Annotated in this window: 21 protein-coding genes; 8 read left to right on the top strand and 13 right to left on the bottom strand. The window is 65.5% G+C overall.

From position 1 onward, the window contains the following. Positions 1-31 precede the first annotated feature (31 nt). Together cysK and PKA57_RS05280 are read left to right on the top strand one after the other, a co-directional pair. The gene (cysK, locus tag PKA57_RS05275; protein WP_324298240.1) at positions 32-994 is read left to right on the top strand and encodes a cysteine synthase A; all 963 of its coding nucleotides are present in this window, start codon (positions 32-34) and stop codon (positions 992-994) included. Between the two features lie 113 nt (positions 995-1,107). Beyond that, the gene (locus PKA57_RS05280) at positions 1,108-2,100 is read left to right on the top strand and encodes a bile acid:sodium symporter family protein (protein WP_324298242.1); all 993 of its coding nucleotides are present in this window, start codon (positions 1,108-1,110) and stop codon (positions 2,098-2,100) included. Between the two features lie 3 nt (positions 2,101-2,103). Here PKA57_RS05280 and PKA57_RS05285 read toward each other — a convergent pair whose 3' ends face one another. Continuing rightward, on the bottom strand, positions 2,104-2,589 hold the full coding sequence (locus PKA57_RS05285; protein ID WP_324298244.1) for a helix-turn-helix domain-containing protein: 486 nt from the start codon (positions 2,587-2,589) through the stop codon (positions 2,104-2,106). A 147-nt stretch (positions 2,590-2,736) separates the two neighbouring features. Between PKA57_RS05285 and PKA57_RS05290 the strand changes: the two genes are divergently transcribed. Together PKA57_RS05290 and moeB are read left to right on the top strand one after the other, a co-directional pair. Next, positions 2,737-3,513: a thioesterase family protein gene (locus tag PKA57_RS05290; RefSeq protein WP_324298246.1), complete on the top strand. Its 777-nt coding sequence runs from the start codon at positions 2,737-2,739 to the stop codon at positions 3,511-3,513. 75 nt (positions 3,514-3,588) lie between these two features. Next, positions 3,589-4,392 carry a molybdopterin-synthase adenylyltransferase MoeB gene (moeB, locus tag PKA57_RS05295; protein WP_324298247.1) on the top strand — a complete coding sequence of 268 codons (804 nt, stop codon included), beginning with the start codon at positions 3,589-3,591 and terminating at the stop codon, positions 4,390-4,392. Positions 4,393-4,399: 7 nt separating this feature from the next. Here moeB and PKA57_RS05300 read toward each other — a convergent pair whose 3' ends face one another. After that, positions 4,400-5,392, bottom strand: a complete 993-nt coding sequence (locus PKA57_RS05300; RefSeq protein WP_324298248.1) for a D-glycerate dehydrogenase — start codon at positions 5,390-5,392, stop codon at positions 4,400-4,402. 244 nt (positions 5,393-5,636) lie between these two features. Here PKA57_RS05300 and PKA57_RS05305 point away from each other — a divergent pair, with 244 nt between their 5' ends. After that, positions 5,637-6,257 (top strand): SH3 domain-containing protein, encoded by a 621-nt coding sequence (locus PKA57_RS05305; protein WP_324298251.1) that lies wholly within the window; start codon positions 5,637-5,639, stop codon positions 6,255-6,257. A gap of 26 nt (positions 6,258-6,283) precedes the next feature. Here PKA57_RS05305 and PKA57_RS05310 read toward each other — a convergent pair whose 3' ends face one another. The 4 genes from PKA57_RS05310 to irrA form a co-directional block, all read right to left on the bottom strand. Then, entirely contained in the window at positions 6,284-6,877 is a 594-nt protein-coding gene (locus PKA57_RS05310; protein WP_324298253.1) for a DUF3501 family protein, read from the bottom strand. An 18-nt stretch (positions 6,878-6,895) separates the two neighbouring features. Further along, positions 6,896-8,245 (bottom strand): heterodisulfide reductase-related iron-sulfur binding cluster, encoded by a 1,350-nt coding sequence (locus tag PKA57_RS05315; RefSeq protein ID WP_324298255.1) that lies wholly within the window; start codon positions 8,243-8,245, stop codon positions 6,896-6,898. 74 nt (positions 8,246-8,319) lie between these two features. After that, complete coding sequence (locus PKA57_RS05320) at positions 8,320-8,742, bottom strand: rubrerythrin family protein (protein WP_324298257.1); 423 nt, start codon at positions 8,740-8,742, stop codon at positions 8,320-8,322. 219 nt (positions 8,743-8,961) lie between these two features. Beyond that, positions 8,962-9,393 carry an iron response transcriptional regulator IrrA gene (gene irrA, locus PKA57_RS05325; protein ID WP_349254745.1) on the bottom strand — a complete coding sequence of 144 codons (432 nt, stop codon included), beginning with the start codon at positions 9,391-9,393 and terminating at the stop codon, positions 8,962-8,964. 281 nt (positions 9,394-9,674) lie between these two features. Here irrA and fabA point away from each other — a divergent pair, with 281 nt between their 5' ends. The 3 genes from fabA to fabI are packed head-to-tail and all read left to right on the top strand — an operon-like array spanning position 9,675 to position 12,370. Beyond that, positions 9,675-10,193 (top strand): 3-hydroxyacyl-[acyl-carrier-protein] dehydratase FabA, encoded by a 519-nt coding sequence (gene fabA, locus PKA57_RS05330; protein WP_324298261.1) that lies wholly within the window; start codon positions 9,675-9,677, stop codon positions 10,191-10,193. Positions 10,194-10,235: 42 nt separating this feature from the next. Further along, the gene (gene fabB, locus PKA57_RS05335; protein ID WP_324298263.1) at positions 10,236-11,459 is read left to right on the top strand and encodes a beta-ketoacyl-ACP synthase I; all 1,224 of its coding nucleotides are present in this window, start codon (positions 10,236-10,238) and stop codon (positions 11,457-11,459) included. 47 nt (positions 11,460-11,506) lie between these two features. After that, positions 11,507-12,370, top strand: coding sequence for an enoyl-ACP reductase FabI (gene fabI, locus PKA57_RS05340; protein ID WP_324298265.1), 864 nt, complete (start codon positions 11,507-11,509; stop codon positions 12,368-12,370). 79 nt (positions 12,371-12,449) lie between these two features. On the opposite strand, the gene PKA57_RS05345 is transcribed toward fabI, so the two are convergent. From PKA57_RS05345 to PKA57_RS05375, 7 genes are all read right to left on the bottom strand, one after another. After that, entirely contained in the window at positions 12,450-12,887 is a 438-nt protein-coding gene (locus tag PKA57_RS05345) for an RcnB family protein (RefSeq protein ID WP_324298267.1), read from the bottom strand. 180 nt (positions 12,888-13,067) lie between these two features. Further along, a complete protein-coding gene (gene pnp / locus PKA57_RS05350) occupies positions 13,068-15,254 on the bottom strand; it encodes a polyribonucleotide nucleotidyltransferase (protein ID WP_324298269.1) in 2,187 nt (728 codons plus the stop codon). 313 nt (positions 15,255-15,567) lie between these two features. Beyond that, a complete protein-coding gene (gene rpsO, locus PKA57_RS05355) occupies positions 15,568-15,837 on the bottom strand; it encodes a 30S ribosomal protein S15 (protein WP_324298271.1) in 270 nt (89 codons plus the stop codon). Between the two features lie 11 nt (positions 15,838-15,848). After that, the gene (truB, locus tag PKA57_RS05360) at positions 15,849-16,775 is read right to left on the bottom strand and encodes a tRNA pseudouridine(55) synthase TruB (RefSeq protein WP_324298273.1); all 927 of its coding nucleotides are present in this window, start codon (positions 16,773-16,775) and stop codon (positions 15,849-15,851) included. A gap of 5 nt (positions 16,776-16,780) precedes the next feature. Next, the gene (rbfA, locus tag PKA57_RS05365; RefSeq protein ID WP_324298275.1) at positions 16,781-17,224 is read right to left on the bottom strand and encodes a 30S ribosome-binding factor RbfA; all 444 of its coding nucleotides are present in this window, start codon (positions 17,222-17,224) and stop codon (positions 16,781-16,783) included. A 95-nt stretch (positions 17,225-17,319) separates the two neighbouring features. Beyond that, positions 17,320-20,121, bottom strand: coding sequence for a translation initiation factor IF-2 (gene infB, locus PKA57_RS05370; protein ID WP_324298277.1), 2,802 nt, complete (start codon positions 20,119-20,121; stop codon positions 17,320-17,322). A gap of 53 nt (positions 20,122-20,174) precedes the next feature. Continuing rightward, complete coding sequence (locus PKA57_RS05375; RefSeq protein WP_324298279.1) at positions 20,175-20,822, bottom strand: RNA-binding protein; 648 nt, start codon at positions 20,820-20,822, stop codon at positions 20,175-20,177. Positions 20,823-20,828: the final 6 nt, after the last annotated feature.

Genomic DNA, 20,828 nt, shown 5'->3' on the forward strand with positions numbered 1-20,828 from the left:
CCACGAGACATCACCCATTCAGGAGACGAGAATGAGCGATACGAACAAAGTGCCCGGTCGCGGTCGCATCTACGACAACATCACCGAGACCATTGGCGACACGCCGCTCGTCCGGCTCAACCGGATGGCGAAGGAAGCGGGCGTCGTCGCCGACATCCTGCTCAAGCTCGAATTCTTCAATCCGCTGGCCAGCGTCAAGGACCGCATCGGCGTGGCGATGATCGAGGCGCTGGAGCGCGAGGGCAAGATCAGGCAGGACACGATCATCATCGAGCCCACTTCCGGCAATACCGGCATCGCGCTCGCCTTCGTCTGCGCGGCCAAGGGCTACAAGCTCATCCTCTGCATGCCGGAAAGCATGTCGATCGAGCGGCGCAAGATGCTCGCGCTGCTCGGCGCGCAGATCGAACTCACGCCCGCCGACAAGGGCATGAAGGGGGCGATGGCGCGGGTCGAGGAGCTGATGCGCGAGCATCCCAATTCGGTCAGCCCCCAGCAGTTCGACAATCCGGCGAACCCGGAAATCCACAAGCGCACCACCGCCGAGGAAATCTGGAACGACACCGCCGGCAAGGTCGATGTCGTCATCTCGGGTATCGGCACGGGCGGCACCTTCACCGGCGTCGGCTCGCTCCTCAAGCCGAGGAAGCCCGGCCTGCGCATGGTCGCGGTCGAGCCCGAGGACAGCCCCGTTCTTTCCGGCGGCCAGCCGGGCCCGCACAAGATCCAGGGCATCGGCGCGGGCTTCGCGCCGGGCAATCTCGACAAGACGCTCATCGACGAGGTCATCACCATCGGCAATGAGACGGCCTTCGAGACGGCCCGCAAGGCGGCGCGGATGGAAGGCATTCCATGCGGCATCTCGTCGGGCGCGGCCATCGCCGCCGCGATCGAGGTCGGGACGAGGCCGGAGATGAAGGGCAAGACGATCGTCGCGATCATTCCCTCCTTCGCCGAACGCTATCTCTCGACGGCGCTTTTCGACGGGCTCTGATCCCTCACCGTTCCGGGCGCGGCCCGCCGCTCCCCCTCTTCGCCTTCCGGCGCTTCGGCGCCGGAGGGCGCATCGACCGTCCGCGAAGGCCGGACGCGACCGAAGGTTCCGACATGCTCGCCAGGTTCAAGCTCGACGGGTTCCTCACCGCGCTGCTCCTCGTCGTTCTCGCCGCCATCCTGTGGCCCGAGGGCGGCGTCACGGGCGGGCCGCTTCGCGTCGAGTGGGTCGCGAGTTACGGCATATCCATCGTCTTCTTTCTCTACGGGCTCACGCTCGCGCCGGAACGCATGCGACAGGGGCTTGCCAAGTGGCGCGTGCACATCGTGGTGCAGCTCGGCACCTTCGCGCTCTTTCCGCTCGTCATGCTGGCCTGCGGCCCGCTTCTGCGCCCGCTTCTGCCGCCCGACGCATGGCTCGGCTTCTTCTATCTCGCGGCGCTGCCGAGCACTGTCTCCTCATCCGTCGCCATGACCTCTCTCGCGCGCGGCAATGTTCCCGTGGCGATCTTCAATGCGACGCTCTCGGCCTTTCTCGGGATTTTCGTCACGCCCATTCTGATGGCCTGGTTCATGGAAACGACCGGCGTCTCCATGCCCCTCGAATCGGTGATCGTGAAAATCCTGCTGCTCGTCCTGCTGCCGACCGTGCTCGGACAGATCGCGCATCGCTGGCTTGCGGAATGGACCGTGCGCAATGCGGGCTGGCTCAAATTCTGCGACCGCGCCGTCATTCTCGCCATCGTCTACAACTCGACCAGCGATTCGATCGTGGGGGGCATCTGGAGCGCGAACGACCCCTGGCTTGTCGTGACCATGACCGTCATCTCGATCGCGCTCTTCTTCGTCATCTACGAATTGATGCGGGTGCCCTGCAAGCTGCTCGGCTTCAATCGCGAGGACACGATCGCCTGCCTCTTCTGCGGATCGAAGAAATCACTGGCGACGGGCGTGCCGCTCGGACATGTGATCTTCGGCGCGACGCCGGCGCTCGGCCTCATCCTCGCGCCGCTGATGATCTTTCACTTCTTCCAGCTCGTGATCGTGAGCGTCATCGCCAACCGCTACGCGCAAGGGGCGGAAGCGGAAGCCGGGGCTTCGGCCTGACGCTCAGCGCCCATGCGCGGTGCGGGGCAGCGTGTCCTCGCCGGCGCCGGGACCCGCTCTCACGGTGACATCGCGCGCGGAGACGGGCTCGCCGCATTCCGAGCAGACGGGCACCGTTTCCATGACGTGACCGCAGGCCTTGTGCACCCGCTCGATGGGCGGCCCCTCCTCGCCCGCCATATATTTGTCGCCCCACTGGATGAGCGCGAGCATGGCGGCGTGAAGATCGCGGCCCTTTTCGGTGAGGCGATATTCCTCGCGCCTCGGGCGCTCCTGATAGGCGGTCCTTGCGAGCACGCCCGCCTCGGTGAGTTTCTTCAGCCGGTCGGCCAGCACATGGCGGGCGATGCCGAGGCGCCCCTCGAATTGCTCGAAGCGGCGCTGGCCGAGAAAGCACTCGCGCAGCACCATCAGCGTCCAGCGATCGCCGACGACCGACAGGGTGCGGGCAAGCGAGCAGTTTTCGCGGTCGAGGTCTTCCCAACGCATCGAGATCTCCTTCGGGCCCGAGCTTAGCTTGACAGGTTCTTTTTTGGAACCCATCTTGCCGCCTGTCTGAACTCGAATTTCCGGCCGAGGCCCCGCCCCTCCCATGGGCGCCATGAGCCGCTCTCCGGCCGATCAGGAACCGACCCCATGAACGTCATCGCGGACCTTGCCGAGCCCGTCTTTTCGCGCGACGGCGCCTATTGGGAGCCCCATGTCGAGGCATCCGGCCCCTTCCGGGGGCTTCATGGCGGCGCCGTCTCCGGCCTGCTCGTCGCGGCGATGGAAGAGCGCGCGCGGGAAGAGGACTGGGGCGCGCCGATGACAGCCTCCGTCATCATTCTGCGGCCCGCGCCGCTCGAACGGCTCGAAACGAAGATCGAGGTGCTGCGCGCGGGCGGGCGCGTGGCGATGGCGGAGGCGACGCTCTGGGCAGGCGACAAGCTCTACGCCAAGGCCAGCGCCTCCTTCATCAAGCCGCTTTCCGTGCCCGAACTCGAGCGGGCCGAGGCGGCGCCTGCGCCTTTCGACCCCTCGCCGCTCGTCATCTGGGGCGCGCGCGGACCGCAGCAGCGGACCACCTTCTTCGATGCGCTCGATATTCGCGACGGCGGCAACGGCATCAAATGGGGTCGCATGAAGCGGCGCCTCGTCGCCTTCGATGCGCCCTTCGCGCAGCTTTTCGCCTTCGGCGACAATGGTACGCCCTACTGGCTCTCCGGCACCGAGTTCTGGCCGCCGCCATGGGGCTTCCCCAATATCGACATCACGGTGCATGTGTCGCGCCCGCCGGTGGGCCCCTGGGTCGGCGTCGAGCCCGCCTCCGACTGGCGGCGGGAGGGCGTGGGCCTCACCGATTCGAGGCTCCACGATCAGGCGGGCCCGCTTGGCCGCGTCTGCCAGACGGTCGTCATCACGCCGCGCTGAGCCCGGCGGGGCCGGCCACGCGGCCATTGACAGCACCGCGGAGGCGTGGCGCAAAGAAGGCGGAGAAGGACGCCCATGTCGCTGACCGATGCCCAGCTCGAACGCTATGCGCGCCACATCGTCCTCAAGGAGATCGGAGGACAGGGCCAGCAGAAGCTCCTCAAGGCCCGCGTGCTCGTGATCGGCGCGGGCGGGCTCGGCGCGCCCTGCCTCATGTATCTGGCGGCGGCGGGCGTCGGCACGCTCGGCGTCATCGACCATGACGCCGTCTCGCTCTCGAACCTTCAGCGCCAGATCATCCACGACACGGCCTCGCTCGGCCGGCCCAAGGTCGAGAGCGCGAAGGCGCAGCTCGCCCGCCTCAATCCCGATGTGAAGGTCGAGACGCATGGCGAGCGCCTGACGGCGCGGAACGCGCTCGACATCGTCTCGCGCTATGACATCGTCGCCGATGGCTGCGACAATTTCGCGACGCGCTTCCTCGTCAACGATGCCTGCCATCTCGCTGGGGTGACGCTCGTCTCCGGCGCGGTCGGCCCCTTCGAGGGGCAGGTCTCGACCTTCAAGTCCCATCTGCGCGACGCGGAAGGAAAACCCTATCCCAATTATCGCGATCTCGTGGGCGAGGCGCCACCGCCCGGCGCCATCCCGGCTTGCGAGGAAGCGGGCGTGCTCGGCGCGCTCACCGGCGTCGTCGGCTCGCTCATGGCGCTCGAAGTCATCAAGGAGATCACCGGCGCGGGCACGAGCCTTGCCGGACGGCTTCTCATCTACGATGCGCTCGAAACGCGCTTCCGCACGCTGACGCTGAGGCACGATCCGCAAAATCCGCTATCGGGCGAGCACGCAACGATCCGCGATCTGTCCGTACACGAATAGATTGGCGTCACATGATGGCGGGGATCACGCGGTCGGGCGGACGGTGGCCGTCCATGAAGGTCTTGATGTTGACGATGACCTTGCCGCCCATCTCCACGCGGCCCTCGATCGTCGCCGAACTCATATGCGGCAGCAGCACCACATTGCCGAGCTTGAGGAAGCGCGGATCGACAACCGGCTCCTTCTCGAACACGTCGAGTCCCGCGCCCGCAATCTCTCCCGCCTCCAGCGCGCGCAGAAGCGCGCCCTCGTCTATCACCTCGCCGCGCGCGGTGTTGACGATATAGGCATCGGGACGCACGAGCTTCAGGCGCCGCGCGCTCAGCAGGTGATAGGTTGCGGGCGTGTGCGGACAATTCACCGAGATGATGTCGACCTTGGGCAGCATCTGGTCGAGGCTCTCCCAATAGGTCGCCTCGAGTTCCTTCTCGATGACAGCATTGGCCGGCTTGCGATTGTGATAATGGATCTCGAGGCCGAAGGCGCGAGCGCGGCGCGCCACCGCCTGGCCGATGCGGCCCATGCCGATGATGCCGAGACGCTTGCCGAAGATACGCCGGCCGAGCATCCAGGTCGGCGACCAGCCAGGCCACTGGCCCTCGTGATCGCGCAGATAGCGCGCGCCTTCCGCGAGCCTGCGCGGCACGGCGAGAATGAGCGCCATCGTCATGTCGGCCGTATCCTCGGTGAGGACGCCCGGCGTATTCGTCACCGTAATGCCGCGACGCAGCGCCGTTTCCACATCGATATTGTCGACCCCGGTTCCGAATTGCGCGATCAGGCGGAGTTGCGGTCCTGCTTGCGCCAGCAACTTCGCGTCGATGCGGTCCGTCACCGTCGGCACGAGCACATCGGCTTCCTTCATGGCGGCGGCAAGCTCGGCGGCGCTCATCGGATGATTGTCCTTGTTCAGACGCACATCGAAGAGTTCTTCCATCCGCGCTTCGATCGTCTCGGGAAGCTTGCGTGTGACGATGACGAGCGGCTTCTGCTTGGTCATGCTCGGAAAGGCCTCTTTCATCAGCTCCTGCCGGAATGTGGCGGAACCTCACCTCGTCCGGCAAACCCTTGTCTAGCAGGTCGCGCGGGGGGCGACCAAGCGCCTTCTGGAGACGGCATGGATGCCCGCCGCCTTGACCCGCTCGCAGAGCCCTTGCCATAAAGGTGTGAAGGTCATGCGAAAGAAAGCCGCCATCATCGAAATTTTCCGGCCATGCCGCTCTGAATCCAAACGGAAAACCGCCATGCTCTTTTCCCGGGATCGCGCCGGAGCAAAGCCCATGCGGCGCGCGGCGGCGACTGCATTCGTCCTCGTCGCGGCGACCGCCCTGCCCGCCGCCGCCAAATCCGGCACAAGCGCGCCAGCGGCGCCGACACAGCTCCTCGCCCCCGCCGGCAAGGCCGAAGCGCCGGCGAAGAAGATCGTCGGCCCCGTTTCCGGCCTGCCCGTGCCGCGCTTCGTCAGCCTCAAGTCGGGGCGAATCAATGTGCGCCGGGGACCGGGCGACGATTACCCGATCGAATGGGTGTTCGAGAAAAAGGGCCTGCCGGTCGAGGTCACGGCCGAGTCCGATCGCTGGCGGCGCATACGCGACCGCGAAGGCGACAGCGGCTGGGTCTGGCACTCGATGCTGGACGGGCGGCGCACCGCGATCATCCAGAACAAGTCCGGCGACGGAATGCCAGTCGCGCTTCACACCCAGCCGAACATGTCGGCACCCATCGTCGCCTATGGCGAGCCGGGCGTGGTCGCCCAGCTTTCCGCCTGCAAGGACGAATGGTGCGAGATCAAGGCGAGCGGCTATGAGGGCTGGGTGCGCCGCGATACGATCTGGGGCACATACCGGGGCGAGAATTTCGAGTAGCGCGAGGGCGAACCCGGCTCCTCAGCTCATGCGAAATCGGCTGCGAGCGAGGCGCGCGTCTCGCCGGCGATGAGCGCCATGTGCCCGTAATTCGGATGCGCGATCGCCAGCGTCACCTGCACGGCGGGGTCGCGGAACTTCTCGATCTCCTGCACCTTGAAGGGAAAATGCAGGAAGTGGACGGATGAAGTCTTGCCGTCCGCCTTGGTGCGCTCGACATCCTGTTCGGGCACAGCCGTCACACGAAGCCCGCCCACATCCAGATAGACGTGATCCTCGACGCCTGTCAGGCGGCGAAGCTCGCGGTCGCGGCGGCCCTCATCGTCGATCTCGAACATGAGCGTCGCCACCAGCTCGTCGCCCTTGGGGATCAGCGGATTGTAGGCGGCAAGCTCGTCGGCGATCTGCTCCTCGCCGCCACGCTCGATGTGCAGCATTTCGTGAACCTGCTGGAACATCGTCTCGTAATTCTCGAAATAGAAGGTGGCGAACGGGCCGACGGCCACGCGCCGCGCCCTCTTCATCGCGGTGACGCGGGCACGGCGTTCGCCGCGCTCGCGCGCATAGACGTCGGCAGGAAGAATGTCGCTGCGCTCGATGAGACGTTTGCTGGCGGGCATGTCGCTACTCCACTGACTTCAGTCGATCAGACCCCAGGAACGGGCCATGATCTCGATCGGGTGCTGCATTTGCGGACGCTGCGGCTCGCCAAGCTCCTCGATCTCCTGCACGAGATGCTTGCCGGCCAGCGGGCAATCGGATGTCAGATATCTGTTTCCGGTCTTCGCGACGTTGCGGGCGGCGGGCTTGCCGACCTTCATGGCCGTCTCGAAGGTTTCCTTCATCACGCCGAAAGTTCCTCCGTGGCCGGAGCAACGCTCGACGACATCGACCTGGATGCCCGGAATGAGGCGCATCATCTCGGCCGATTTCGGGCCCATGTTCTGGGCACGCGCGTGACAGGCGAGATGCGCGGTGACGCCGCCTTCCACCGGCTTCATGCCGGGGGCGAGCCCCTCCTTCTTCGCGATGTCGACGACATATTCATCGATGTCGTAGGTCGCGCGGGAGAGCTTCTGCACATGCTCGTTGTCCGGCAGGACGAGCGGCCATTCGAACTTGAACATGAGGCCGCAGGACGCCGTCAGCGTGATGATGTCATAGCCCTTGTCGATCCATTCGCACATGTCGCGCGCGACCTTTTCGGCCTGCTCGGCGACCTTGGCAAGATTGCCCTGCTCGAGGAAGGGCATGCCGCAACAGCCGGGATAGGCGACGACTGTCTCGACGCCATTATGCGCGAGCACCTTGCGCGCGGCCTCGCCGACCTGCGGATTGTTGTAATTGACGAAGCAGGTGGCGAAGAGCGCCGCCTTGCGGCCCTTTGCGGGCGCATCCTTCGGTGCGGCCTCGCCGGTCCTGTCCTGCGCTTTCGCGCGCATGGTGAAAGTCTTGCCGTAGAATTTCGGCAGTTCGGCGCGCGCGTCGATGCCGGCGACGCTCTCGAGGAGCGGGCGCGTCAGCTTGTTCGATCGCGATGAACCCCAGTTTGCGAGACCGGCGACGGGAGCGGCAAGCTTGCCGTTGCGGTCGGTCTGGCCGAGCTGGGCGGGCACGAAGGGGAAATGGCCGTCGCGCTTCGCAGTGGCGGCGCGGTAACGCAGCATCAGATGCGGGAAGTCGATGTTGAATTCATGCGGAGGCACATAGGGACACTTCGTCATGAAGCACATGTCGCAGAGCGTGCAGGCCTCGACCACGGGCACGAAGTCTTCCGACTTCACGCTGTCGAGTTCTTCCGTCGGCGATGCATCGATGAGATCGAAGAGGCGCGGGAAGCTGTCGCAGAGATTGAAGCAGCGCCGGCAGGTGTGACAGATGTCGAAGACCCGGCGAATTTCCTCATCAAGCTTGTCGAGATCGTAGAACTCGGGGTTCTGCCAATCGATCGGATGGCGAATGGGTGCTTCCGTGCTGCCTTCTTTCATTCTCCGCTCTCCGCGTCCATCAATGCGAAAGGTAAGGGAGGCGGATGGGTCCGCCTCCCCGCCCCTGAGTGATATTAGCTGCCGAGAGTGTCCAGCGCCTTCTGGAAGCGGCCGGCATGGCTCTTCTCAGCCTTCGCCAGCGTCTCGAACCAGTCGGCGATCTCGTCGAAGCCCTCTTCGCGCGCCGTGCGCGCCATGCCCGGATACATGTCGGTGTATTCGTGCGTCTCGCCGGCGATCGCGGCCTTGAGGTTCAGCTTCGTGTCACCGATGGGCTCGCCCGTCGCCGGGTCGCCCACGGCCTCGAGGAACTCCAGATGGCCATGGGCATGGCCCGTCTCGCCTTCCGCGGTGGAGCGGAACACGGCGGCGACGTCGTTGTAGCCCTCGATGTCGGCCTTCTGGGCGAAATAGAGATAGCGGCGGTTCGCCTGGCTCTCGCCGGCGAAGGCGGCCTTCAAATTCTCGACCGTTTTGGATTTTGCGAGCGACGACATGATCAACTCCTCACCTTGTTTGCGGACGCAGGCGGCCCTGCAGCAGGGAGCCGGCGGCCGAATTGTTGAATTGACGGCCGGACGGAGCATTTGCGCGCGCCCCGCCTGTTCCGGCCCCCGCCTCCGGGATAAGGAGGACGGTTAACGCCGAGCATAGTGCCCCGGCCACTGTTTGGTCAACAGATCAGAATCGTTCTAAATAATATTTATCGGGAAAACTCAGCCGCTATGGCGCGTCGCGCCCTGCAGGCGGACGATCACATCGACGCGGGCGACATTGGTGCCCTCGGGCGCCTCGGGAAGGCCGCTGATCGCGATCCTGTCGCCGTCGATGTCCATCAGCGCCCCCGAATTCTCGACGAAGAAGTGGTGGTGGTCGCTGGTATTGGTGTCGAAATAGGTCCGCGCGCTGTCGACGACGACCTCGCGCAGCAGCCCTGCCTCGGTGAACTGATGGAGCGTGTTGTAGACGGTGGCGAGCGAGACGCTGACGCCCACGGCCTGGGCCTCGTCATGCAGCGCCTCGGCGGTGACATGGCGGTCGCCGCCATCGAACAGAAGGCGGCCGAGCGCGAGGCGCTGGCGCGTGGGGCGGAGTCCCGCTTCCCGCAAGCGAGCAAGCGTCTGGCTATATGGCCGGTCCTGCGTCACGTATCTGTTCCTTTCGCCCCTTGACGGAGGGCATCCCGCGCTAGTTTTTAATCATTACAAATCGAAGATGTATTCCTGTACACAGTTTTGTCAAGATGCCCATGCCCAATCGGCACCCCGGTCATGTATCCCGGTGATGGGTTTCCGCCCGCCCCCCTAATATGTTAGGAAGCGCGCTACTGAAAAACCGGGGGAGGGGGTGAGCCTTGCCCCTCATACAAGATAAGCCTGCCGGGCCAGCGGAAACGCGGCGACGCAAGGGCAAAATCGAGCGGACGGGAATGGCGGAGCAAAAATCCAGTTACACCTACGAGGAACTTCTCGAATGCAGCCATGGCCGCATGTTCGGCCCCGGCAATGCCCAGCTTCCTCTGCCGCCCATGCTGATGATCTCGCGCATCACGCATATCTCGGACAAGGGCGGCGACCACGACAAGGGCCTCATCAAGGCCGAGTTCGACATCACACCGGACCTCTGGTTCTTCCCCTGCCATTTCGAGGGTGACCCGATCATGCCGGGCTGCCTCGGCCTCGACGGCGCATGGCAGCTTCTCGGCTTCTTCCTCGGCTGGATCGGCGGGCAGGGCAAGGGCCGCGCGCTCGGCGTCGGCGAGGTGAAATTCTCCGCCATGGTCACGCCCGCGGTGAAGAAGATCGAGTACATTATCCAGCTGAAGCGCGTCATCAATCGGAAGCTCGTGCTCGGCGTGGCCGACTGCACCATTCTGGCGGATGGCGAACTCGCCTATACAATTACCGACATGAAAGTCGGCCTGCAGACAGCGGAACAGCCGGCCTGATCGGGTGCGGCGGATTTGATCCAAACGAAAAGAGAGGCTGCCATGAGACGAGTGGTCGTCACCGGCATGGGGATCGTCTCCTCGATCGGAAATAATTCGCAGGAAGTGCTGGCGAGCCTGCGCGAAGGCAGATCCGGCATCGTCAGGGCCGACACTTATGCGGAGCTGGGCTTCCGCAGCCAGGTTCATGGCAGCCTGAAGATCGACCTCGACGCGGCGGTGGACCGGCGCGCGCGGCGCTTCATGGGCGATGGCGCGGCCTATGCGGCCGTCGCGATGGAGCAGGCGATCCAGGACGCGGGGCTCGAGCCCGGCGAGGTCAGCAACGAGCGCACCGGCCTCATCGTCGGTTCGGGCGGGCCTTCGACCAAGGCGATCGTCGCCGCGGCCGACATCACGCGCGAACCCGGCAAGGGCCCGAAGAAGGTCGGCCCCTTCGCCGTTCCCAAGGCGATGTCGTCGACCTGCTCGGCCAATCTCTCCACCTGGTTCAAGACCAAGGGCATCAACTACTCGATCAGCTCGGCCTGCTCGACCAGCGCCAATTGCATCGGCAATGCGGCCGAGATGATCCAGTGGGGCAAGCAGGACGTGATGTTCGCCGGCGGCGGCGAGGAACTCGACTGGACGCTCTCGGTCCTCTTCGACGCAATGGGCGCGATGTCGTCCAAATATAACGACACGCCGGAGAAAGCCTCCCGCGCCTATGACAGGAACCGCGACGGCTTCGTCATTTCGGGCGGTGGCGGCATTCTCGTGCTCGAAGAGCTTGAGCACGCCAAGGCGCGCGGCGCGAAAATCTATGCCGAGATCGTCGGCTATGGCGCGACGGCGGATGGCGCCGACATGGTGGCCCCCTCGGGCGAAGGCGCCGTGCGCTGCATGCGTCTGGCGCTTCAGGGTGTGAAGGCGCCGGTCGACTACATCAATCCGCATGCGACGTCGACGCCGGTCGGCGACATTCCCGAGATCAAGGCGATCCACGAAGTCTTCGGCGCGAAGACGCCACCCATCAGCGCCACGAAGTCGCTGACGGGCCACGCGCAGGGCGCGGCCGGCGTCCACGAAGCGATCTACACGCTTCTGATGATGCAGAACGGCTTCATCGCGGCCAGCGCCAATATCGAGGAGATCGACCCCGAAGTCGCCGATGCCAATATCGTGCGGGAGCGGATCGACGGCGCCGAAATCAATCTGGCGCTCTCCAACAGCTTCGGCTTCGGCGGCACCAATGCGTCGCTCGCTTTCCAGCGCTACGGCGGCTGAGGAGCGACGGGTCGGATCAACCGGTCAACAAAAAAGGTCGGAACAGAATGCACGGGTCGGATCAGAAGGCAGGCGAGGGGCTGGTGCTCGACGGGCCGCTCATGAAAGGGCGGCGCGGTCTCGTCATGGGTGTGGCGAACGATCACTCGATCGCCTGGGGCATCGCCAAGACGCTGGCGGCGCATGGCGCGGAAATGGCCTTCACCTTTCAGGGCGAAGCCTTCGGCCGGCGCGTGAAGCCTCTGGCGGAATCGGTCGGCTCGAAGATTCTCGTTCCCTGCGACGTCACGGACCCTGAAAGCCTCGACAGCGTCTTCACAACGCTCCGCAAGGAATGGGGCAAGCTCGATTTCGTCGTTCACGCGATCGCCTATTCCGACAAGAACGAGCTCAAGGGCCGCTATGTCGACACGACGCGTGAGAACTTCCTGCGCTCGATGGATATTTCCTGCTTCTCCTTCACCGATGTCGCGCGCCGCGCCGCCGAAATCATGCCCGATGGCGGCGCCATGGTGACCCTCACCTATGAGGGCGCGCAGCGCGTCATGCCGAACTACAACGTCATGGGCGTCGCCAAGGCCGCCCTCGAGGCGAGCGTGCGCTATCTCGCCGCTGATCTCGGCCGCGACGGTATCCGCGTCAATGCAATCTCGGCAGGCCCGATGCGGACGCTGGCCGGTTCAGCCATCGGCGATGCGCGCTTCGTTCACAAGTGGAACAAGACCCATTCGGCGCTGAAGGAGACGATCGAACTCGAGCATGTCGGCGGCGCGGGCCTCTATCTGCTCTCCGATCTCTCGGCCCGCGTCACCGGCGAGATCCATCACGTCGACAGCGGCTTCAACATCATCGGCATGCCGCGCGCCGAGGAGATGAAGGCGAGCGATTTCGACGGCGGCAACGGGAGCTGATCGCCCGTCCTCACACCGCTACCCTAACTAAAAAGGGCGCCGGTCGATCCGACGCCCTTTGTGCTTTCAGCAGCTCTCGTCAGTAGAAGAAGTTGAAGACGATCTGCGAGACCAGGCCGTTCTGCATCGAGGCGAGATAGATGTCGCGGTCGACGCGCACCCACTGATAGCCGCGCGGCGGCGCCTTGAGCCGATAGGCGCGATAATCAATCACATAGACGCGGTCGCGATAGATCTTCGGCAGTTTCTCGCCGCGCTTCCACTTGTGGCGCGCATTGTAGCCTTTCGGCGCCTTCCAGGCGGGCCCGCGATAGGCGTCGTAGCGCTTGCCGTCATAGGTATATTGCGGCTTCGGCGCGGGCGGCTTGACCGCACCCTGATTCCAGTTGCCCTGACCCGGGTGGCCCTGGCTCTGGCCGGGGCGGGGCGAATAATCCGGGTGCTGACCATAGGGCGCCGCCATTGCCGGCGCGGCCAGAATGGAGAGGGTGACGGCGGCGGCGAGCAGATGTTTCATTGGCTGTCTCCTTCGATGGCCCGGCGAACACCCGGGTGTCTTTCGCGATGATCGAAGGCTAGGGCATCGAGGCTGAACCCGATCTGAACGGAGCGGACAGCGTTCCTTCATCCGCGCGCACAATAAAAAAGGGCGCCGGATAAACCGGCGCCCTTTGCGCTTTTCTCAGAAGTCCGCGGCTCAGTCGCGCTCGCGGCGGCGACGGCCGCCACCGCCGCCTTCGCGCTTCTCGCGCGGCTGCGGCTCGGGCTCGTTCTCGTAGTGGATTTCCTCGCCCGTTTCCTGGTTCACATGCTTCATGGAGAGGCGGACCTTGCCGCGCTCGTCGAAGCCGAGGAGCTTCACCTTCACCTTGTCGCCCTCGTTGACCACATCGTTCACCTTCTCGACGCGGTTCGCCGCGAGCTGCGAGATGTGGACGAGGCCGTCGCGGGGGCCGAAGAAGTTCACGAAGGCGCCGAAATCGACGACCTTCACGACCGTGCCCTCATAGATGGCGCCGACTTCGGGCTCCGCGACGATGCCGCGGATCCAGTCGATCGCCTTCTTGATCGACGCGCCGTCCGAGGACGCGACCTTGATCGTGCCGTCGTCGGAAATGTCGATCTTCGCGCCCGTCTTCTCGACGATCTCGCGAACGACCTTGCCGCCGGTGCCGATGACTTCGCGGATCTTGTCGGTCGGAACGGTGATGACCTCGATGCGCGGGGCATGCTCGCCAAGCTCGGTGCGAGCCGTGTTCAGCGCCTTCGCCATCTCGCCGAGGATATGGACGCGGCCGTCCTTCGCCTGGGCGAGAGCCTGCTTCATGATGCCTTCGGTGATGCCGGTGATCTTGATGTCCATCTGGAGCGATGTGACACCTTCTTCCGTGCCCGCGACCTTGAAGTCCATGTCGCCGAGGTGATCCTCATCGCCGAGAATGTCGGAGAGCACCGCGAAGCGCTCGCCCTCGAGGATCAGGCCCATGGCGATGCCCGCGACGGCGCGCTTCAGCGGCACGCCCGCATCCATCATCGACAGCGAGGAGCCGCAGACGGTCGCCATGGAAGACGAACCGTTCGATTCGGTGATCTCGGAGACGACGCGGATCGTGTAGGGGAATTCGGTCTTCGACGGGAGCACCGCACGCAGGGCGCGCCAGGCGAGCTTGCCATGGCCGACTTCGCGGCGGCCGGTGAAGCCGACGCGGCCCGTCTCACCCACCGAGTAGGGCGGGAAATTGTAGTGCAGCAGGAAGTTTTCCTTGTAGGTGCCTTCCAGCGCGTCGATGAACTGCTCGTCCTCGCCCGTGCCGAGGGTCGAGACGACGAGCGCCTGCGTCTCGCCGCGGGTGAAGAGCGCCGAGCCGTGGGTGCGCGGCAGCACGCCCACTTCCGACACGATCGGACGAACCGTCTTCACATCGCGGCCGTCGATGCGCAGCCCTGTGTCGAGAATCGCATTGCGGACGATATTGGCCTCGAGCGCCTTGAAGACGCCGCCAAGGGTCGTCTCGGCGGGCGCGTCGGGGTCTTCCGGGTTGCAGAGCGCGGCAAACACCTTGTCCTTCGCGCTGGCGACGGCTTCGTGGCGATGGCCCTTGTCCTTGACGGAATAAGCGGCGCGCAGATCGTCCTCGACGAGCGCGCGCACCTTGGCCTCGAGTTCGGATTCGTCCTTCGCCGCGAAAGCGCGCGGCTCCTTCGCGCAGCGCTCCGCCATGCGGATGATCGCGTCGATCACCGGCTGGAACTCGCGATGGCCGAACATGACGGCGCCGAGCATGACGTCCTCGGAAAGCTCCTTGGCTTCCGATTCGACCATGAGCACGGCGTCCGACGTGCCGGCGACAACGAGATCGAGATCGCTCTCGACCATCTCGTCGATCATCGGGTTGAGCTTGTATTCGCCGTTGAAGTAGCCGACGCGCGCGCCGCCGATCGGCCCGAGGAAGGGCAGGCCCGAAATGGTGAGCGCCGCCGAAACCGCGATCATGGCGACGATATCGGGATCGTTCTCCATGTCGTGGCTGATCACGGTCGCGATCACCTGGGTTTCATTCTTGAAGCCCTTGGCGAAGAGCGGTCGGATGGGCCGGTCGATCAGACGGGAGACGAGCGTTTCCTTTTCGCTCGGACGGCCTTCGCGCTTGAAGAAACCGCCGGGGATCTTGCCGGCGGCGTAGGTCTTTTCCTGGTAATTCACTGTCAGCGGAAAGAAGTCGAGGCCGGGCTTCGGCTTGCGCTCACCGACGACGGTTGCGAGCACGGTCGTCTCGCCATAGGTCGCGAGCACAGCGCCATCGGCCTGACGGGCGACTTTGCCCGTCTCGAGGACGAGCTTGCGGCCGCCCCATTCAATTTCTTCGCGTGTGATTTCGAACATATTCAATTTCCTGTTCCGCGCCGCCGCGCATTTCGCGTTCTTGCCACCATCAGGCGGACGGCGCACTTTTCTGCCGCTGTCATCGCGGCCGGACAAAAGGATCAGGCAGGCGGGGGCGTGCGATCACGCCGCACCAACACATGAGGGACCTGACGCCGTGAGACGACGGCCGAAAGGTCCACCCGCTTGCCATGATTCGTTGACGGACGATTGTCTCTTCGGGCCAAACCTGCCCATACCGCCGATCCGGACGATGCCGCAGCGGCGGAATGAGCGATGAGGTTCAGGCCATGGGGATACATGCACCCCGTTCTTACCTCCGGATTCCCAGACGGGAAATCAGGGATTCGTAGCGCGCCTGATCGTGCTTCTTGACGTAGTCGAGCAGCGAACGGCGCTGGCTCACCAGCTTCAGCAGGCCACGGCGGGAATGATTGTCCTTCGCATGGTGCTTGAAGTGCTCGGTGAGGTTGGTGATCCGCTCGGTGAGGATCGCGACCTGCACCTCGGGCGAACCGGTATCGCCAGCCTTGCCGGCGAATTCATTGATCAGCTGAGCCTTACGCTCCGGCGTAATCGACATCGGGTTATCTCCTATGAACCGAGATTGAACACGCGCACGGGCCTCAGCTCGCCCTGGCCATACTCAGTCAGAGCCACCGGTTCTCCCCGGTGTGTCGCCAGGACCGGCCCCGACAGAATCGGAGCGTCGCGTCCGCGCAATAACACTCCCTGGCCCCGTCTCAAACGGCTGGCGTCTTCAGCGCTCAGGGCCAGGGCCGGGATGTCGTCCAGCGCGGTCTCGAGCGGCAGAAGAAGCCTCGAAAAGGCTTCGGAAGCGGGCGCAATATGGCCGAACGCCATCAGATTATCCAGCGGAATCGCGGACTGCTCCCGGAAGGGGCCATGAGCGGTCCGCCGGAGCGCCGAGACATGGCCGACCGTGCCCAGCGCGCGAGCGAGGTCGCGGGCCAACGAGCGGACGTAAGTCCCTTTGCTGCAAAGGATTTCAAGCTCGACATGGTCCGGGTCCGGCCGCCCGGTGAAGCGGATTTCATGGATCGTCACCCGGCGGGCCTTCAATTCCACCGTCTCGCCCGCCCGCGCGAGGTCATAGGCACGCTCGCCACCGACCTTGATGGCCGAGAAGACAGGCGGGACCTGCTCGATCTCGCCGGAAAAGCGGGGAAGGGCGGCCTCGATCTCGGCATCCGAGGGGCGGACGGGGCTCGTGTCGGTCACGACGCCTTCGGCATCGTCGGTCGCGGTCGCCTCGCCGAAGCGGACGGTGAAGCGATAGCGCTTCGAGGCGTCGAGCATGAAGGGAACGGTCTTCGTCGCCTCGCCGAGCGCCACGGGCAGCACCCCCGTCGCCAGCGGATCGAGCGTGCCGGCATGGCCCGCCTTCTGCGCATTGAAGAGGCGGCGGACGCGGGAGACGACATCGGTCGAGGTGAGGCCAAGGGGCTTGTCGACGACGACCCAGCCCGAGATCGCCTCGCCCTTCTTGCGCCGGGACATGGAGATCAGTCCTCGTCCGCTTCCGTCTCGCCGCTCTCGTCCCGGTCGAGATCGCGCGAGACGGCCGGCGAATGAAGGAGCCGGTCGACCGCCTCGGCCCGGTCGAAGGAGGTGTCGGGCTCGAAGGTCAGATCGGGCATGAACTTGAATGTGACCTCATGGGCGAGCTGGCCGCGCAGATAGGCCTTGACGCGGGTGAGCGCCCTTGCGAGCGCCGCCGCATCGCCACCGCCGAGCGGCGCGACGAAGCAGGCCGCATGGCGAAGATCGGGGCTCACGCGCACTTCCGACACGGTGATGACGCGGCCCGAAAGCTCCGGGTCCTGAATGTCGCCGCGCGCGATGATCTCGGCCAGCGCACGGCGCACAAGCTCGCCCGCGCGCAACTGGCGCTGGCTCGGCCCGCGCGTCTCGCGGTGGCCTGGTTTCGATCGGGATTTTCTGTGCATGGCGGCCGTTCAGTCCGTCAGATACGCCGGTGGAACCGGAGGCCGTCCCGGAGATCATCCGGAACGGCACCGCATTTGCTGCGCGCGCTCCCCCGTCAGGCGAGGGTGCGCTTGATCACCTCGACCTCGAAGCACTCGATGATGTCGCCGGCACGCATGTCCTGATAGGCCTCGAAGGCCATGCCGCATTCCTGACCGGACTGCACTTCCTTCACTTCGTCCTTGAAGCGCTTCAGCGTGGACAGCTTGCCCTCATGGACCACGACGTTGTCGCGGATGAGACGCACGCTCGCGCCGCGACGCACGACGCCTTCGGTCACGCGGCAGCCGGCAACCTTGCCGACCTTGGAGATGTTGAACACTTCGAGGATCTGCGCGTTGCCGAGGAAGGTTTCGCGAAGCTCGGGCGAGAGCAGGCCGGACATCGCCGCCTTGATGTCATCGACGAGGTCGTAGATCACCGAGTAGTAGCGGATCTCGATGCCTGCATGGCGCGCGGCATCGCGGGCCTGCGTGTTGGCGCGGACGTTGAAGCCGATGACCGGCGCACCCGACGCGATGGCGAGCGTGATGTCGCTTTCCGTCACGCCGCCGACGCCTGCCGAAATGACACGCGCGGTGACTTCGTCGGTGCCGAGCTTCTCGAGCGCCTGCACGATCGCTTCGGCCGAGCCCTGCACGTCCGCCTTGACGACGATCGGCAGCTCTTTCTTGTTCTGCTCCTTGAGCTGCGAGAGCATCTGGTCGAGCGAGGTGCGAACGCCGCCGCCCGTGCGCTTCTCGCGCTGGACGCGCTCGCGGTATTCGGTGACTTCGCGCGCGCGGGCCTCGCTCTCGACGACGGAGAGCACGTCGCCCGCTTCCGGCGCGCCGCCAAGGCCGAGCACCTCGACCGGAACCGACGGACCGGCGCTTTCAACGTTCTCGCCGCGATCGTTGATGAGCGCGCGCACGCGGCCCCATTCGGTGCCCGCGACGATGATGTCGCCGACATGGAGCGTGCCGCGCTCGATCAGAACCGTGCCCACGGGGCCGCGGCCGCGATCGAGCTTCGCCTCGACGATGATGCCTTCGGCGGCGCGATCCGGATTGGCCCTGAGGTCGAGAATTTCCGCCTGAAGCAGAATGGCTTCCTCGAGCTTGTCGAGGCCCATCCGGGTCTTGGCCGAAATCGGCACGGCGAGCGTTTCGCCGCCGAAATCCTCGACCACGACTTCATGCTGGAGAAGCTCGTTCTTCACCCGGGCCGGATCGGCCTCGGGCTTGTCCATCTTGTTGATGGCGATGATGATCGGCACGCCGGCCGCCTTGGCGTGGCTGATCGCCTCGACCGTCTGCGGCATGACGCCGTCATCGGCCGCGACGACGAGCACGACGATATCCGTCACCTTGGCGCCGCGGGCGCGCATGGCGGTGAAGGCGGCGTGGCCGGGCGTATCGAGGAAGGTGATCTTCGCCCCCGAGCCCATATCGACCTGATAGGCGCCGATATGCTGCGTGATGCCGCCAGCCTCGCCCGCCGCAACGGCGGTCTTGCGAAGCGCGTCGAGAAGCGAGGTCTTGCCGTGGTCGACATGGCCCATGACGGTGACGACGGGCGCGCGCGGCTTCTTCGCGCTCTCCGGATCGTCCTCGCCGACAAGGCCTTCTTCGACGTCGGATTCGGCGACGCGCTTCACCGTGTGGCCGAGTTCTTCGGCCACGAGCTGCGCCGTGTCGCTGTCGATCACATCCGTGATCTTGTGCATGATCCCCTGCTTCATGAGGATCTTGATCACGTCGACCGCGCGCTCCGCCATGCGGTTCGCGAGTTCCTGAATGGTGATGACCTCGGGAATGACGACTTCGCGAACGACCTTCTGCGGCGCGTCGTGAATTCCCGCGAGCCTCTTCTTCTCGCGTTCGACGCGGCGGCGCATCGAGGCGAGCGAGCGCTGGCGATCGCCATCGTCATCAAAAGCCTTGGTGATGGTGAGCTTGCCGGTGCGGCGCTTGGGCTCGTTGCGGCGCGTGGCCGGAACCTTGGGCGCGACGCCCGGAGCGCCGTGAGCGCGCTTCGGCTTGTCCTCCTCGTCGGCGACTTCTTCCTGCAACAGCGCGGCGCCACGCGGCGTGCCGGTCGTGCGGGCTTCCTCGTCGAGGCGGCGCTTGGCTTCTTCCGCGGCGCGGCGGCGTGAAGCTTCCTCGCTCTCGCGGCGCGCGGCCTCCTCGGCCTCGCGGGCGGCTGCCTCTTCGCGCTCGCGCTTGCGGCGAGCATCTTCCTCGGCGCGGCGACGCGCATCTTCCTCGGCGCGGCGGCGCTCCTCGCCCTCGCGCGAACGCGCAAGATCGAGCGCCTGGGCGCGGGCATTCTTCTCTTCCTCGGTCAGCGTCCGCAGCACGACGCCGGAACGCGCGCGCTCGGCGGGGCGCGGCGCGGGCTTGCCGGCAGCACGGCCGCCAGCGGCGGGACGCGCGCCAGCGGCACGCGGAGCCTCGGCGCGAGCGGCGGGCGCAGGCGCGGCAGGCGTCTCGGCGCGGGCAGGGCTCGCGGGCTTCGGCGCGGCCGCAGCAGGAGCTGCGGCGACAGCGGCGGGTTTCTCCGCAGCGGGCGCAGGCGCGGCCGCCTGAGGGGCGGGGGCGGGGGCCGCTGCGGGCGCAGGTGCGGCAGCCGGAGCCTGGGCCGGAGCAGCGGCGGCAGGCGCCGCGGGCTCTTCCACATGCTCGGCGCGCGCGGCAGCGGCAGCAGCGCCCGGATTGATCGTGCGCTTCTTCTTCTTCTCGACGACAACCGATTTCGACCGGCCATGGGAGAAGTTCTGGCGCACATGGCCAGACTCGACCGTCCGATTCAGGCTCAGCGTCTTGCCGCCCGAAGCTTTCAGTTTGCGTTCACTCGAATCCGCCGAGTCGTTCATGCCTGTCCTACATCTCTCGCTTTGATCGGATGCAATCCCACCGTTGCCGGTACTTACCCGGAACTGCGCTCCGCAGGGCGCTCCTTGCGCCCATAACTTTCCAGCCTGGCGAGGTCCGCCAAGACCTTATTCTTCATGCTGCCTTGGGTCAGGGCTGCATGTACCACATTTGCGCGACCCAATGCCAAACCCATTTCGGCCGTCCAGAGCGGGCTCAGGATCGGCGTGGCGTGTTTTCCGCCGCTCTGTTCCCTTGCCTTCAAGGCTCCCGCGAGCTTGCGGGCGCCATCTTCGGAGCCGTCCCGGGCCTCGATCAAAAGGGCGACTTCACCCTTGCCGATCGCCGCCATTACCTTCTCGAAGCCGAGGATGAGGCAACCCGCCTTGCGGGCCAACCCCAGGGCTTCCATCGCCCGCTTCGCCAGAAGCCGCTCCACCTCATCGGCGAGCGCTTCGGACGCCTCGACCTTCATCCGCGCGGCCCTCGAAAAAAGGCCCTTGCGGATCGCCGTTTCGACCGCCTCGCGCCGGGCGGAAACCCAGATGCCCCGGCCCGGCAAACGCTCGCCGAGATCGGGAACGGGGCTCGCCTGCGGACCGATCACGAAACGGATGAGACCTTCCTTCGGCCCCGTCTCGCCGGTCACGATGCAGCGGCGCTCTTCCGCCTGCCTGCCCGCCGCTTCAGCCTCCGTACTCATGACCTC

This window comes from Parvibaculum sp., assembly GCF_035325945.1.
Classification (GTDB): Bacteria; Pseudomonadota; Alphaproteobacteria; order Parvibaculales; family Parvibaculaceae; genus Parvibaculum.